This window comes from Rhizobium halophilum, assembly GCF_021648825.1.
Classification (GTDB): domain Bacteria; phylum Pseudomonadota; class Alphaproteobacteria; order Rhizobiales; family Rhizobiaceae; genus Neorhizobium; species Neorhizobium halophilum.
Window position 1 is genome coordinate 1 of sequence record NZ_JAKJHS010000029.1, and the last position, 11,528, is coordinate 11,528.

General features: G+C 60.6%; 17 protein-coding genes and 3 pseudogenes. 9 read left to right on the forward strand and 11 right to left on the reverse strand.

What is annotated here, in order from left to right:
• Positions 1-134 precede the first annotated feature (134 nt).
• Positions 135-524, reverse strand: a complete 390-nt coding sequence (locus tag LXM96_RS21125; protein WP_240000532.1) for a hypothetical protein — start codon at positions 522-524, stop codon at positions 135-137.
• 33 nt (positions 525-557) lie between these two features.
• Here LXM96_RS21125 and LXM96_RS21130 point away from each other — a divergent pair, with 33 nt between their 5' ends.
• Both LXM96_RS21130 and LXM96_RS21135 read left to right on the forward strand, forming a co-directional pair.
• Positions 558-773, forward strand: coding sequence for a hypothetical protein (locus LXM96_RS21130; RefSeq protein ID WP_240000533.1), 216 nt, complete (start codon positions 558-560; stop codon positions 771-773).
• A 114-nt stretch (positions 774-887) separates the two neighbouring features.
• A complete protein-coding gene (locus tag LXM96_RS21135) occupies positions 888-1,280 on the forward strand; it encodes a DUF1236 domain-containing protein (RefSeq protein ID WP_240000534.1) in 393 nt (130 codons plus the stop codon).
• A gap of 78 nt (positions 1,281-1,358) precedes the next feature.
• Here LXM96_RS21135 and LXM96_RS21140 read toward each other — a convergent pair whose 3' ends face one another.
• The 3 genes from LXM96_RS21140 to LXM96_RS21150 all read right to left on the reverse strand — a co-directional run bounded on the left by LXM96_RS21140 (position 1,359) and on the right by LXM96_RS21150 (position 3,427).
• Positions 1,359-1,550, reverse strand: coding sequence for a hypothetical protein (locus tag LXM96_RS21140; RefSeq protein ID WP_240000535.1), 192 nt, complete (start codon positions 1,548-1,550; stop codon positions 1,359-1,361).
• Between the two features lie 525 nt (positions 1,551-2,075).
• Entirely contained in the window at positions 2,076-2,369 is a 294-nt protein-coding gene (locus tag LXM96_RS21145) for a hypothetical protein (protein ID WP_240000536.1), read from the reverse strand.
• 860 nt (positions 2,370-3,229) lie between these two features.
• The gene (locus LXM96_RS21150; RefSeq protein WP_240000537.1) at positions 3,230-3,427 is read right to left on the reverse strand and encodes a hypothetical protein; all 198 of its coding nucleotides are present in this window, start codon (positions 3,425-3,427) and stop codon (positions 3,230-3,232) included.
• A 504-nt stretch (positions 3,428-3,931) separates the two neighbouring features.
• Between LXM96_RS21150 and LXM96_RS21155 the strand changes: the two genes are divergently transcribed.
• Complete coding sequence (locus LXM96_RS21155) at positions 3,932-4,306, forward strand: response regulator (RefSeq protein WP_240000538.1); 375 nt, start codon at positions 3,932-3,934, stop codon at positions 4,304-4,306.
• A gap of 178 nt (positions 4,307-4,484) precedes the next feature.
• Here LXM96_RS21155 and LXM96_RS21160 read toward each other — a convergent pair whose 3' ends face one another.
• The 6 genes and pseudogenes from LXM96_RS21160 to LXM96_RS21185 form a co-directional block, all read right to left on the reverse strand.
• Positions 4,485-4,928 carry a hypothetical protein gene (locus LXM96_RS21160; RefSeq protein WP_240000539.1) on the reverse strand — a complete coding sequence of 148 codons (444 nt, stop codon included), beginning with the start codon at positions 4,926-4,928 and terminating at the stop codon, positions 4,485-4,487.
• 8 nt (positions 4,929-4,936) lie between these two features.
• Positions 4,937-5,356 (reverse strand): hypothetical protein, encoded by a 420-nt coding sequence (locus LXM96_RS21165; RefSeq protein WP_240000540.1) that lies wholly within the window; start codon positions 5,354-5,356, stop codon positions 4,937-4,939.
• Positions 5,357-5,665: 309 nt separating this feature from the next.
• Positions 5,666-6,088 (reverse strand): annotated as a pseudogene (locus tag LXM96_RS21965) (hypothetical protein); the annotation flags it as partial.
• A 129-nt stretch (positions 6,089-6,217) separates the two neighbouring features.
• Positions 6,218-7,024: a hypothetical protein gene (locus tag LXM96_RS21175; protein WP_262913795.1), complete on the reverse strand. Its 807-nt coding sequence runs from the start codon at positions 7,022-7,024 to the stop codon at positions 6,218-6,220.
• Between the two features lie 66 nt (positions 7,025-7,090).
• The gene (locus LXM96_RS21180) at positions 7,091-7,417 is read right to left on the reverse strand and encodes a hypothetical protein (protein ID WP_240000542.1); all 327 of its coding nucleotides are present in this window, start codon (positions 7,415-7,417) and stop codon (positions 7,091-7,093) included.
• 29 nt (positions 7,418-7,446) lie between these two features.
• On the reverse strand, positions 7,447-7,602 hold the full coding sequence (locus LXM96_RS21185; protein ID WP_240000543.1) for a hypothetical protein: 156 nt from the start codon (positions 7,600-7,602) through the stop codon (positions 7,447-7,449).
• A 425-nt stretch (positions 7,603-8,027) separates the two neighbouring features.
• On the opposite strand from LXM96_RS21185, the pseudogene LXM96_RS21190 reads away from it, so the two are divergent.
• The 6 genes and pseudogenes from LXM96_RS21190 to LXM96_RS21215 all read left to right on the forward strand — a co-directional run.
• Positions 8,028-8,452, forward strand: a pseudogene (locus tag LXM96_RS21190) (Ku protein); the annotation flags it as partial.
• A gap of 181 nt (positions 8,453-8,633) precedes the next feature.
• On the forward strand, positions 8,634-8,894 hold the full coding sequence (locus LXM96_RS21195; RefSeq protein ID WP_240000544.1) for a hypothetical protein: 261 nt from the start codon (positions 8,634-8,636) through the stop codon (positions 8,892-8,894).
• A 61-nt stretch (positions 8,895-8,955) separates the two neighbouring features.
• Entirely contained in the window at positions 8,956-9,354 is a 399-nt protein-coding gene (locus LXM96_RS21200; RefSeq protein WP_240000545.1) for an aminopeptidase P family N-terminal domain-containing protein, read from the forward strand.
• Between the two features lie 407 nt (positions 9,355-9,761).
• Positions 9,762-10,421, forward strand: coding sequence for a DUF1236 domain-containing protein (locus LXM96_RS21205; RefSeq protein ID WP_240000546.1), 660 nt, complete (start codon positions 9,762-9,764; stop codon positions 10,419-10,421).
• A gap of 28 nt (positions 10,422-10,449) precedes the next feature.
• Positions 10,450-10,650, forward strand: a complete 201-nt coding sequence (locus LXM96_RS21210; RefSeq protein ID WP_240000547.1) for a hypothetical protein — start codon at positions 10,450-10,452, stop codon at positions 10,648-10,650.
• Between the two features lie 42 nt (positions 10,651-10,692).
• Positions 10,693-11,091: a DUF1236 domain-containing protein gene (locus tag LXM96_RS21215; protein WP_240000548.1), complete on the forward strand. Its 399-nt coding sequence runs from the start codon at positions 10,693-10,695 to the stop codon at positions 11,089-11,091.
• A gap of 122 nt (positions 11,092-11,213) precedes the next feature.
• Here the strand turns inward: LXM96_RS21215 and LXM96_RS21220 are convergent.
• A pseudogene (locus LXM96_RS21220) lies at positions 11,214-11,528 on the reverse strand (methyl-accepting chemotaxis protein); the annotation flags it as partial.

Below are 11,528 nucleotides of genomic sequence, written 5' to 3' on the forward strand. Positions count from 1 at the left end.
AAAACAACGCTTCCTGCGCTACCGTCCGCTCGCCCATCATCGGCACACCCTCCTAAATCCCTAGAAGGAGTGAATCACTTCCACACTATTTTCAGGTATTGAACCACAAGCATCAGAAGCGGCGTAAGCCGCCCTCAAGCCTTCAGTTCATCGACCTTCTCAAGTCTCTTATTCTGCTCCTCCTGTTGCCGCCTTACGGCATCATTTCTCGCCTGGATCACCTCGTCGGACATCCGTTTGGCTGTTTCACGGTCGACAATGATCCATTCGCCAGTCTTTAGCAGGATCTGCTTTTGCGTATCATCGGAAGCTACGACTAGCTTCCACGCCCCAAAGGCGTCAGTTAGCAAAAGCTCGCCAAACCCCCGCTCCTCCCGTGATGGGGGTGCGCTATCGCTATCACCCTCTTTGAGGATAATCGGCGCAGCTATTCCAATCGTCTCCCTGACTTCCTCGCCGTACACATTTTCTCGGTCGGCACGGATAGGAACGGGAGGTAGGGGGAGTTTCCGAATCGTCCGCATGAGTTCTATTGCCCACAAGATCAGGGAACGGACATGCAGCAGAAGACAGCAAAGCAAGAGCGGCCGGTATGGCAGCACGCAACGTTCTACGCGATTAAGGCCGTCGTGGCGTTCGGCGTCGGCTTAGGCCTCACGCTGGCGTTAGTGGCGGCAGCGCTGGCGAACCAAGCAGCGTTGCATGAGCAGTTCTGTCATCCGGTGGACTACGTGGCGGAAGTGACTGAGGCGGTGTCGGAGATGGTGCGGTAGCGCTCCATCGGCTTTGTAGGACTTTGGTCGAATGAAGCAGCGACCTAAGGCCTACAGCGGAACGCGCTAGATCGATCCACGTTGAATGGGCAGCCACAACCTGAGGAGATGGCCATGAAGAAGATTATCGTTACAGCGGCATCAGTCGCAATGTTTGCCACCAGCGCAATGGCGCAAGAAGGGACCGCGAGCGGCATGGCTGGCGGCGCTGCCACTGGAGCAATTGTCGGCGGCCCAGTCGGCGCAGCCGTCGGAGGTATCGCTGGGGCAGTGCTTGGCTCCGCCATTGATCCGCCGCCGGAACAGGTCGTCACCTACGTTCGTGAACAGCCCGTGCCGGCGCAACCCGTCATGGTCCAGCAAGAGATTGTAGTCGGTCAGCCCCTGCCGCAGACAGTCGTCCTGACGCCTGTTCCTGAGGCTCCGCAATACGCATACACCTACGTCAATGAGCGCCGTGTGATCGTGAACCCGCAGGACTACACGGTCGTGCAGGTTCTGGATTGATCTCGGAAGGCGGTGGCGCAACGGTTAGCGGGCGCCGCCGCTCCTCATTGTTGCGATTCTTCTAGTGAGGCGCGCGGCTCATGCGTGCCACGCTACCAGTTCGTGCTTCCGGATTTTTCCACTCTTGTACATCGAGAGCATCGCGGCGGCTGCCTCTTCGCCGTCGGTGCTGTCGGGTTTAATCGCGCGCTCTGCGCACCACTCCCGATGTGCCTCCCATATCGTCTGAATCTCGTCCGTCGAAAACCTGCCGTCGCTTCCGTTGGCCATTGTCGTTCCTCCTGAGCTCGATATACCTCAGACGGATGTCAATATTGTGCCGCCACCTGTTTGAGTGCGGCCACCTGTCAAATGTTAAGTCCACTCGGCGCTACCTATTTAGTCGTTATCGCGGGCGCACCCTCCTCCCAAGTGCTCGTGGCCGATTGGCGGCACCCTCCTCCTCCCAAGTCGCCAATCACATTCAAGCCCGGTGCATTCCCTACGCCGGGCTTTTTCATTCTGGGCAGACAATGGGAATGATAGGAGGCAGCGCCGAAGCGCCGCCTCTGTTCCTTGCGGAATACACCACCGGAAGGCCTCCCAAGCCTCCCGATTGTACGTTACGGGTGCTACGTATATGCACAAGCGCTACTGTACATCGCGGTTAATTGGGGAGCGCTGACGAACTGGTAGAAGCCGTTGAGGATCGGTTTGGCATGAATGTCAGCGTTGGGTGGCTATCTTTTCGGTAGCTGTAGAAAAAGCCGCTCGACCTATCGATCGAGCGGCCTCTGATTAGCTTCAGAGGAGTGCTCAATTGCTAGGCGCTGCTGGCGCGGGTGCCTCTGCCGCTGGCGCGGTCGCAGGTGCTGCGGCGCTTGGGGCTCCGGCAGGCGCTGGAGCCATGTCTGCCGCTGGCGCAGCTGTTCCTGCAGCCGGTACGTGGACATTTACGTCGCTCCCGCCGCCACCACCACCATTGATGTTGAAGACGCCCGTGAACATTAGAAGCGCTCCAATCACCACTACTGCGATAATAACAGCCACGGCCCAGCCCGCGCTGCTGCTTCGGCCTGTGTTGATCACTGTGGGTCCACGATCACTCATTTGTTCTCTCCAGATTTAGTAGCGACAAGGTAACGCAGGGCTACAGTGCAAGTTCCCGCATCCACCTACCCTTGCACGACGGATCTCGGTGACTTTGGTTCAAGAGGTAAAAGCCTTCACAGACGCGCCGACGGCTGGTCTTCTTCTCCAGATCATTACAGGGGAGCCGACAAGCTGGGGGGAAGGAAGGCAGCTCCCCACTGCACCCCCCGAAAGGCTGCAGGCGCAAAATGAATTAGGAGACGGGAACTTGGCGATTAGTGCTAGGAATCGCACTAGGGTTGGATGCGGCCACCGCCCCGCAATGTGCGAGCGGATGGCGCCGACCCCGCGCAAGAATAAATGCCGGCGGCTGGCCGTCCTCCTCCCGTTGCACCGATTGGGATGAGCCGAATCTAGCGTAAGAAACTTGCTCAGCAGGGTGAAGGCCGCCCTTCCGAGCGACGGCCTTTGTGGTCTCCCACGTGGTGGACATCGGGCCATCCGCCAGACCATTTCGGGAACGCCTAGCGACCAGCGAGCGCGCCGCAACGTCGAGGCGGGGATCCGCAAGGCGATGCGAGCCGAGTAAGAATCGCCGACTCACCATCGGCAAGCCCGCAAGGGAAGTAGCGAGATGCCGTGAACACTCAGAATCAGTCTGGGAAGCCTTGCTGCACCGTTAATGGCTCAATGTGGTTCGCGCCCCATCTTGCCGAGACTCCGTGGGAATTATCGTTCCCGCCAAGACGATACCACCACCCACCACATTCGGAATTGGGAATGCGCCCTCCGGGGCGCTTACTTCGTCCAAGGTAACGTCCGCCTACACAACCCTGCTGCCGGTGCGACCTTTGGGTATGCACCGCGTCCCCAACTGGCTATTCACGGGCGCCGTCTTCATCTTCGCCACCTTCACCACCTTCGCGGTAGCAAGTGTCGTAGTGCCGCTCTTCCTTCACCAGCCGGAACCTTCCCCCACCGCGGCAGTTCGAACCGGGCGTCATCTCCTCGACGCTGGGAACGCGCGGCACCAATCCTTGGATATGGCTTGCACCTCGCCGCGCGTTCCCGTTCATCCCGGATTGATGCAGGACGTCGCACACTAGCGGGATGATAGAACCAGCAAACGAACCACTCGCCCCGGCAGATCTTCGGGTGCTTCAGGCTGCCCTCGATGAGGTTGCGGAGAACGTGCGTTAGATAAGTCCGGGAAGGATGCGGGAGAGATCGCCAATGAACTGGTTCAACTTTACCAACTGGGCACGCGACAAGAGCAGCAACTGAAGGCGTTGATCAGCTAGCAGCCGACTTCAATGCCATGAAATATGGGGTACTCTCATTGGATGCGGGCCGGCTTTCGGTCAAATGGCGACTGGAAGAGGGAGTTGACCAGCAGCCGAGACTGTTCCTTGAATGGCGCGAGTTTGGAGGCCCGCCCTGGCTCCCCCGTGACGTCGTGGGATCGGCAGCCGGCTGATGGAGCGATCTATCGAGCGAGATCTCTTTGGCGAATTCGATCTTTCCTTCGAGCCGTTAGGCGTCATGTGCCGCGTTTCTTTCGCGGCAGGGCTACTCAAGGCATGAGTGAGTTCAGCGATCTCAAGGTCCTCATCGTTGAGGACGAAGGTATCGTTGCATTGCTGATCGAGGATATGCTCCAAGATCTCGGCTGCGAGATCGTTACTTCAGTGGGCGGACTGAAGCAAGCATACGGGATCGCGGCGACTGCGCAAATCGATCTCGCTGTTCTCGACGTTAACCTTGGAGGGGAACGAAGCTTTCCGGTCGCGAAGATCCTGCGAGAGCGCGGAGTGCCGTTTATGTTTAGCACCGGGTATGGTGCGGCGGGCTTACCTGCTGAACTTTCCGGATCGCCTGTGCTTAGCAAACCTTTCTCCGCGAAGGCGTTAGTGGAAACGCTCTCACTTGCTCTTGGGGAGTCTCAACTACGATAATCCGATCGGATTAGGATCTGCCTTCGCATGTTTGATGAGGCTGAGGTCAAGCTCCGACCCCTTACGTAAGCACGATCGCGATTGCTGCTTGAAGGCTGGCGATCGCCCGGCGCTCTGTGGCTCTGGTGCGCGGCGGAAGGTCACCCACTGCTGACCTCCCGCGCAGCAGCCGCGCCTCCTATTGATTCGGAAGGACAATGTTGCTCTCTGTCCGATCCATCGCAGGCTTTTCCCCGGGGACATGCGACATCGACTTAGTCCGGCTTTGGAGCTCCCCGTCCTTCACGCGTGTCTTTGTTTGTGACCTGCTGAACGTGCCCTGGTCCATAGCCTGAGCTCTGGACTTTGCTTTTAGCTGATCACCGTTCTCATTGATCTGAGTTCGGCTTTGAGCCTTTCCGTCTGCCGTAGCCGCACTGCCCCCAGAGCCGATGGAGGAGGTCGCACCGTCGTCCGTGACACAGGTGCCGGCGGTGCCAAGGGTGCTGGCTGAGGTTCCACCTGCCGCTGCGCTTCCACCTGTTCCGACTGTTCCCGCAGTGTCACAGTCCTGAGCGAGTGCTGGAGGCACGAAGGCGATAGCGATCACAGCCGCTGATGTAAAAAGGATCTTGCGAGACATGGGGGCCTTTAAGGTTTGGGTTTGGTGATATCACAGGTGCCGTCGGAGCGGCGCGTGATCACCGTGCCATCGGGCTTGGTGACGCTGGCCGTTGAGAACGACTGGCCATCGCTGGAGCCGGCTGTCGCTGAGGACCCTGTACTTGATGTTGAGGTGTTTGCGGCAGACGATGGTGTTCCCGCACCTGAGTGCGTAGTGGTCGTCCGCCCGTTTATGGTCGTCGATGAAGTTACCGTTCCCCCGCCGACTGTGACTGAAGACGATATGCCGCTTTTCGTTGCTGTCTCGCCCTCTACGCCGTCGATGACAGTACAGGTAGTGCCGTCATCCAATGTAACTTGCTCCGACGAAGCAGCGACAGCGATGGTGCCTATCAGAATGATCGGTAAGGCCAGCGGCTGTCTCAGTAGCGCTTGAACGTATTGCATTTTGCTCTCCTCCTGAGAAGCTGGTTCCGGAATCCACCGGAACCAGCAAACGCTAGATCAGCAGGTGCCGCCGTTCTTCTTGGCTTGGCCAGGAGGACAGTCCTTGTTGCTCGTGTCATCCTGTGCTGCGCCTGCGGCACTGCCGCCGGTGCCGACAGAGCTGCTAGAGGTACCCCCGCCAGCGGAAGTGCCGCCCGTGCCCAATGTAGAGGCAGAGCCGGAGCCGCTTCCTGTACCGGCAGCCGATCCCCCGGTCCCGACGGAGCTGCTGGATTCACCACCGCCTGCAGAGGTACCGCCTGTTCCAAGAGTAGAAGCCGACCCCGCACCGCTACCCGACCCAGCCGCGGATCCGCCAGTACCGACAGAACTGCTGGACGTGCCGCCACCCGCAGAAGTTCCGCCAGTGCCAAGGGTGGAGGCCGAGCCGGCGCCATCACCGGATCCTGCAGCCGAGCCACCTGTACCAACGGAGCTGCTGGTGGTGCCGCCTCCCGCTGACGAACCCCCGGTCCCGAGGGTGGAAGCGGAGCCCGATCCGCAATCAGTAGCTCCGGGAGCACAATCCGCGCTTCCCGCAGAACTCCCGCCTGTGCCGATGGTGCTGGTGGAAGTTCCGCCGCCAGCGCTGGTGCCGCCTGTTCCGACTGTGCTGCTGGTTTGGGCGTAGGCGGACAATGCGGTTCCGGCAAGAAGCGCCGTAGCAAAGGCAAATTGTGTTACGATCTTCATGGGGATCTCCTGTGTTTCCTCACCTGCTTCTGACGGAATGCACCGCCGAAACTGAGATGGAAACTTCCCAACCAAACCCTTGTTCCCCTATAGGGCTTAGGTCCAGATCTGCTCGGACCATGGTCCTAGTCAAGCTTTGCTTTCGTTGATCCGTTCAAGCCGCCTTTCAGCCGAACGTGCCTTCCGCCGGGCGGCGCGAAGCTCCCATGGCAGTTGCCACCAACCGCGACGCCGCTCTTCTTCGGCAGCTTCCATCCGTGCCGGCCAAGCTTGAACAAGTTCCTCCAGGGTCGGCGACCGCCATATGCCCCAGACCCGCTCTTGTTTGGCATGGGGATAGGCCTCGGCAACCTCTTGCGGATCGACGAGTTCGCCCGTCACCTCCGTCACGACGACGATCCCGTAGCTGGCTGTGGCGACCGGCCTGTCCAATGGCGGCAGGTCGTCACTCGGGACAGCAAGACGTCTTTTCCGGCGCCCAAGAGCGCGGCGCCTCGCCTTCGCCTCCTCCGCCGTTCCCTTGCGTGCTTCGGCCCGTTTCCTGCGCTCCTCCGGCTCGCAATGCTTCGCAGCCTCTTCGATAGTCTCCCACCGGTGCTGCAGGTCGTCGTAGGAAGCGTAAGGAACCTCCCAGACCTTCTCCTCGCCGTTCCACCGCGCAAAAGGGATCTGCCTGAGCTCCTCGACGACCGTCCTCAAGTACGGGGTCCTTATGCGAAAGCCCCGGTCGGAGACGGAGAGGTATGGACTGAGAATGGGCTCGAACGCGAAAGCGTCGCGGCCGCGCTCCTCTTCGAACGGCCTCGTCCGGTTTGCTTCCGTGGCCAGCCATCGGTCGATGCGGCGTCGGGCCGTAGTGCCGGGAACCGTCCACGCCTGAAGTACATCGCTCCATCGGGCGCGCGGGAAGGTCTCGCGAAACCGGGCAACCGTCATTCGGTCGAAGCGGAACGACACAGTTTCCGGCGTCGGCTCCTGTTCGTCCTGCGGCTCGTCAATCTCTCATCCCACCGAAACGCTCAATGTCGTTGCAGGTTTCCGCGAGAGCGTCTTCTGCAGGAAGGTAAGCGCGCGGTCGGCACCCTTGGGCGAGATGGTGTGACCCGCAGTCGGCTGGAGTTCCAGCTCAACCTGAAAGCCGGCGGCACTGAGTTGGCCAGCGGCGATGCTTGATGTGAATGCAGGTATGGTCCGATCATCCCTCACCATGCACAAGCAGAACAGGCGTCCTGTTGCTCCGGTGGAAACCGTGACTGGGGGAAGCAAGCCAGCGAAGGACACGAGAGCGCCCACCTGCCAGCGGCCGGAGGCGACCGCGTCCAGTGACACGATGGCGCCCTCCGAAACACCAACCAAGGCTACGAGGCCTTTCGTGCGCGGCAGATCCTGTCTGGAGCGAGCGGATCGCCGTGGATGCTGAACCACTCACGCCCGTACTGGTGGCGAAATGGCGCGTCTGGCACCATCAGCCGGGCGTCGGGCAAGGTCTCCTGATAGGACTTCGCGAGAGGCATGAGCTGCGCCGAGGAAGCCGATGCCGTGGAAGAATACGACGAGAGACTTGTCGGTGTGCATGTTGATCCAAGGGTCAGGTGAAGATCGCTGAGGGCGCTCGACCCTTACGGGGAGCGCCCTCACACCCCCGCGCACGACCATCTACGCACGACGAGGGGGTCAGTGCGGACGTCGCGCTTGTTTGGGGGCGGCATATTTAGATGGTGCTTATGCAGGTCAACCACAAGATCAGGCCCCTCGTGCATCTCGCAAGGGTGACTGGTGGCGCAGGAGGCGCGAGCGCTGAGTGAACCGGCCCGTCCACAAGCATGAATCAGACTCTCAATTCCGGGCCTCAACCCATTGAATTAGGTTCATTTTGTGTCGGAACGAATCACGCCGAATCCGATTGAGTCGGCGATCAAGTGATTCGGAGTACAGCGTAATGGCAGGGCATCGGGCACAGTGGAAGGGCTTCATAAAGTTCGGGGAGGTGAGCTGCAGCGTCGGCCTCTACACGGCCGCCAGCACCTCCGATCGGTTTGCGTTCAACACCATCAATACCGCCACCGGCAACAGAGTGAACCGAGTGTTCATAGACAGCGAAACGGAGGATCCTGCTCCAAAGGAGGCTCAGACGAAGGGTTTCGAGGTCGACAGCGCAGTACATCGTCATAGACCCCGAGGATATTGCAGCGATCCCCCAGAGCAACAAGACGCTGGAGATCGAAGCCTTCATCCCATGCCGGGAGGTGGACGACGTCTACTTCGACACACCCTACTATCTGGTGCCCGACAAGGCGGGCGCTGACGCCTTCGTGGCTTTGCGCGAGGCGATGAGCAGGTCCAAGGTCGCCGCCATCGGCGCGATCGGCTTGATCGGCGAGCCGCTGACGTTGATGTACACGCCGACCGCCGTTTTCATCGGCATCGTCTCCGTCAACCTGCCCTATGTCGTCCTGACCCTTCAGAGCGTGCTCGAAGGCCTGGATCCCAATACCAAGATGCCTCGCTCAGCCTCGGCGCCGGCCCGTTCGAGACCTTCCGACTGGTGACGGTGCCGCTCGTCATGCCGGGCATTCTTGCCGCCTTCGTGCTCTCCTTCATCCTGACGATGAATGCCTATGCGACCCCCGTCCTGCTGGGCGGCCCAAATTTCCGGATGATGGCGCCGATGGTGGTCGACGAGGTGCTCGGAAAGGCCAACTGGCCGTTTGGCGCGACACTGTCCTTCATCCTGATGGCGGTCACGCTAATTCTCACCGTCACCAGCAGCATGTTCATCGCCAGGCGCTATAGCCACGCCGACTAAAAACCTTACCGGATGCGCCGCGGGCAAGGCCCGCCGCCCGGCCCCCATTAGGAACCCCAGCATGAGTGCCCCTGTCTACAAGTCCTTCGAACAGTCGCTTGCCGAATTCGACAACGTCGCAGCCACTATTCCGCCGATCGCGGCGGAGGAACTACATGCGCGCATCGCGAAGCTGCAGGGACTGATGCGGGATGTGGGCGTTAAGGCAGTCTATCTCGACACGTCGACGAGCCTCACCTATTTCACCGCCATCACGCTCGGAGCAAGTGAGCGGATGCATGGCGCGATCATTCCCTCCAGCGGCGCGCCGATCTATATCCGTCCGGCTTTCGAGGAGCCGAAAACCCAGACGCTGATCACGATCCCCGGCGCGATCTCGGTATGGGAGGAGCACGAGGACCCGGCACTTCTCGTAGCGGACCTGGCACTCGCCAGGAGGTGGAAGGTGCCCGGGCGGTAATTTGCCCTGCCGCGGTCGCATCTGTCTCTCAGTGCGGCGATCATCGCAAACCTCCTCTCATACCCTTTGCCGCATGGGCCCCGCCCGTTACGGGTCGTGATAGACGCCTGCGCCGGAAGGGATGGGTCAGCGCAGGGAGACGTTACACGCAGCTCGTAAGGCGGCTGCACGGAAGCCAGAAAAGCCTCCGGCAACCTCGCAACACCCTATCTCGCGCTTCCGTTCTTACGGAAGTTGACAGCACGACCTTTGCGCCACCAGCGTACGGCTAACGTCTGATCTCCGCCAAGACCTTGGTCCCCTCTCCGCCCGGTCTGAAGCCTAATCCAGGAACGCCGGCATCGATGCTCCGTTGAACGCCACGCAGCGCAACCGGGCTGCACCGATCAATAGATGGAGACAAACACATGACCCGTTCTAAGATCAGGGCAGTCGTTCTAGCCCTTCTCGCAGGCTCGGCGTTGTCAGGCGCGGCAATGGCTCAAGACTCCTCGTCATCCGGCACAAAGATCCTGCCGCAAGGTTCAGCGTCGGGTGGCGCTGAAGCCGCAGGCAGCCTCGAAGCTGAGGGCGGTGTCGAGCAGAACCAGGAAGCCGGAGCAACGCAGAGCACAACTGCAGAGCCCGTGGCTCCAGTCGATTCTGCTGAGGCACCGGAGGCTTCCGCGCAGGACACGGATGCAGCCGCTCAGCAGCAATCAGCGCCTGATACCGAGGCCGGTGATAGCGAAGCCGCCGACAGCCAGTCGGGAGAGCCCGACGCAGCGCAGGCTTCAACAGAGGCTGCCCCTTCTGAGGAGACCACTGCCAGCATCGACATTTCGGCTGAACAGAAAACCGAAATCCAGAGCATCATCGTTGAGCAGAAGGTGGAGCCGGTCGACATTGACGTAGAGGTAAGCATCGGCACTGCGATCCCGAAGACTGTCACCCTTCATCCTCTGCCGCCGCGCATCGTTGAGATCGTCCCAGCCTATTCTGGCTACGAATACTTCATCCTGGCCGACGGCCGCGTCGTGATCGTCAAACCTGCCACTCACGAGGTCGTCTACATCCTCGTCGTTTAAGGCAGCTTCAAAAAGAAGGAGAAATCCGATGACAGATCGAGAACCGACCGTCATCAACACGGGGAGCAGTGACAGCGGCGGCTGGGCCGTCGCAGTCATCCTCCTGATCGTGCTGTTCGGCCTCGGGCTTTACCTCTTCGGAGGAGGCTTGTTCGGCGACGGAAGCCGCGACGTCGACGTTGATGTCAGCCTACCGAAGGTCGAAGCGCCTGCAGCGCCGGCTGACTGATCCCACGATATCTGAACCTAGAACCTAAGAAAGGGAACACTCATGCGTCATCACCTCATCATCGCTTCGGCAGCCGTTATTGCTCTACTCGCTTCGCCGGCCGTCGCAAAGGAAAGCACCGTTAATGGTGCGGCCGGTGGAGCAGTCACCGGAGCCATCGTGGGCGGTCCCGTCGGCGCCGCCGTCGGTGGCGTTGTCGGTGCTATCGCAGGCACCGCGATCGATCCGCCGCCGCGCGAGGTTGTAACCTATGTACAGGAACAGCCCATTCCCGCGACACCGGTCGTGGTGGAGCAGGAGATCGTAGTCGGAAAGCCAGTACCGGAAACCATCGTGCTCACGACGGTACCGGAGGCGCCGCAGTATGCGTATGCTGTCGTGAACGAGCAGCGTGTGATCGTGGACCCGAAGACAAGGATCGCTGTCCAGGTCGTCGAATAAGAACTCCCGCTAGCAAAGCCGATGAGCAGGCTCATGACCTGCTCACCTGCAAAACAACATTAAGAAGGTGTCTCGACGTAGCGGGCAAAGCTCGTAGCCCGCCCGTCTGACTGGCAATGGCCTCAGAACTCTTCCCAGCTGTCATTGCTGACGGCTGCGGCCGCAGCACTCTTGCCGGTGAAGGCGCGGGCGATCTTGTTGACCATGCCGCGGGCGGGGGATGCCGACGGTGCGGACGTTGGTCTGGCTGCAGCCGGTGCTGAAGGCCGCGCCGCATAGCCGGACGAGGCGCCGCCCAGCTGGAACTGGGACACGAGCTCGCGCAGGCGGCCGGCTTCCGTGGCAAGGGTGGCTCCGGCGGCATTGGCTTCCTCCACCATCGCCGCGTTCTGCTGCGTCACCTGGTCCATCTGGTTGACGGCGGTGTTGACCTCCGA

Coding starts and splice junctions, on each gene's coding strand:
- LXM96_RS21125 (WP_240000532.1), bottom strand. CDS start 524: ATGCGGACGATTCGGAAACTCCCCCTACCTCCCGTTCCTATCCGTGCC.
- LXM96_RS21215 (WP_240000548.1), top strand. CDS start 10,693: ATGCGTCATCACCTCATCATCGCTTCGGCAGCCGTTATTGCTCTACTC.
- LXM96_RS21140 (WP_240000535.1), bottom strand. CDS start 1,550: ATGGCCAACGGAAGCGACGGCAGGTTTTCGACGGACGAGATTCAGACG.
- LXM96_RS21165 (WP_240000540.1), bottom strand. CDS start 5,356: ATGCAATACGTTCAAGCGCTACTGAGACAGCCGCTGGCCTTACCGATC.
- LXM96_RS21205 (WP_240000546.1), top strand. CDS start 9,762: ATGACCCGTTCTAAGATCAGGGCAGTCGTTCTAGCCCTTCTCGCAGGC.
- LXM96_RS21150 (WP_240000537.1), bottom strand. CDS start 3,427: ATGAACGGGAACGCGCGGCGAGGTGCAAGCCATATCCAAGGATTGGTG.
- LXM96_RS21210 (WP_240000547.1), top strand. CDS start 10,450: ATGACAGATCGAGAACCGACCGTCATCAACACGGGGAGCAGTGACAGC.
- LXM96_RS21200 (WP_240000545.1), top strand. CDS start 8,956: ATGAGTGCCCCTGTCTACAAGTCCTTCGAACAGTCGCTTGCCGAATTC.
- LXM96_RS21175 (WP_262913795.1), bottom strand. CDS start 7,024: ATGACGGTTGCCCGGTTTCGCGAGACCTTCCCGCGCGCCCGATGGAGC.
- LXM96_RS21145 (WP_240000536.1), bottom strand. CDS start 2,369: ATGAGTGATCGTGGACCCACAGTGATCAACACAGGCCGAAGCAGCAGC.
- LXM96_RS21185 (WP_240000543.1), bottom strand. CDS start 7,602: ATGCCTCTCGCGAAGTCCTATCAGGAGACCTTGCCCGACGCCCGGCTG.
- LXM96_RS21160 (WP_240000539.1), bottom strand. CDS start 4,928: ATGTCTCGCAAGATCCTTTTTACATCAGCGGCTGTGATCGCTATCGCC.
- LXM96_RS21155 (WP_240000538.1), top strand. CDS start 3,932: ATGAGTGAGTTCAGCGATCTCAAGGTCCTCATCGTTGAGGACGAAGGT.
- LXM96_RS21130 (WP_240000533.1), top strand. CDS start 558: ATGCAGCAGAAGACAGCAAAGCAAGAGCGGCCGGTATGGCAGCACGCA.
- LXM96_RS21135 (WP_240000534.1), top strand. CDS start 888: ATGAAGAAGATTATCGTTACAGCGGCATCAGTCGCAATGTTTGCCACC.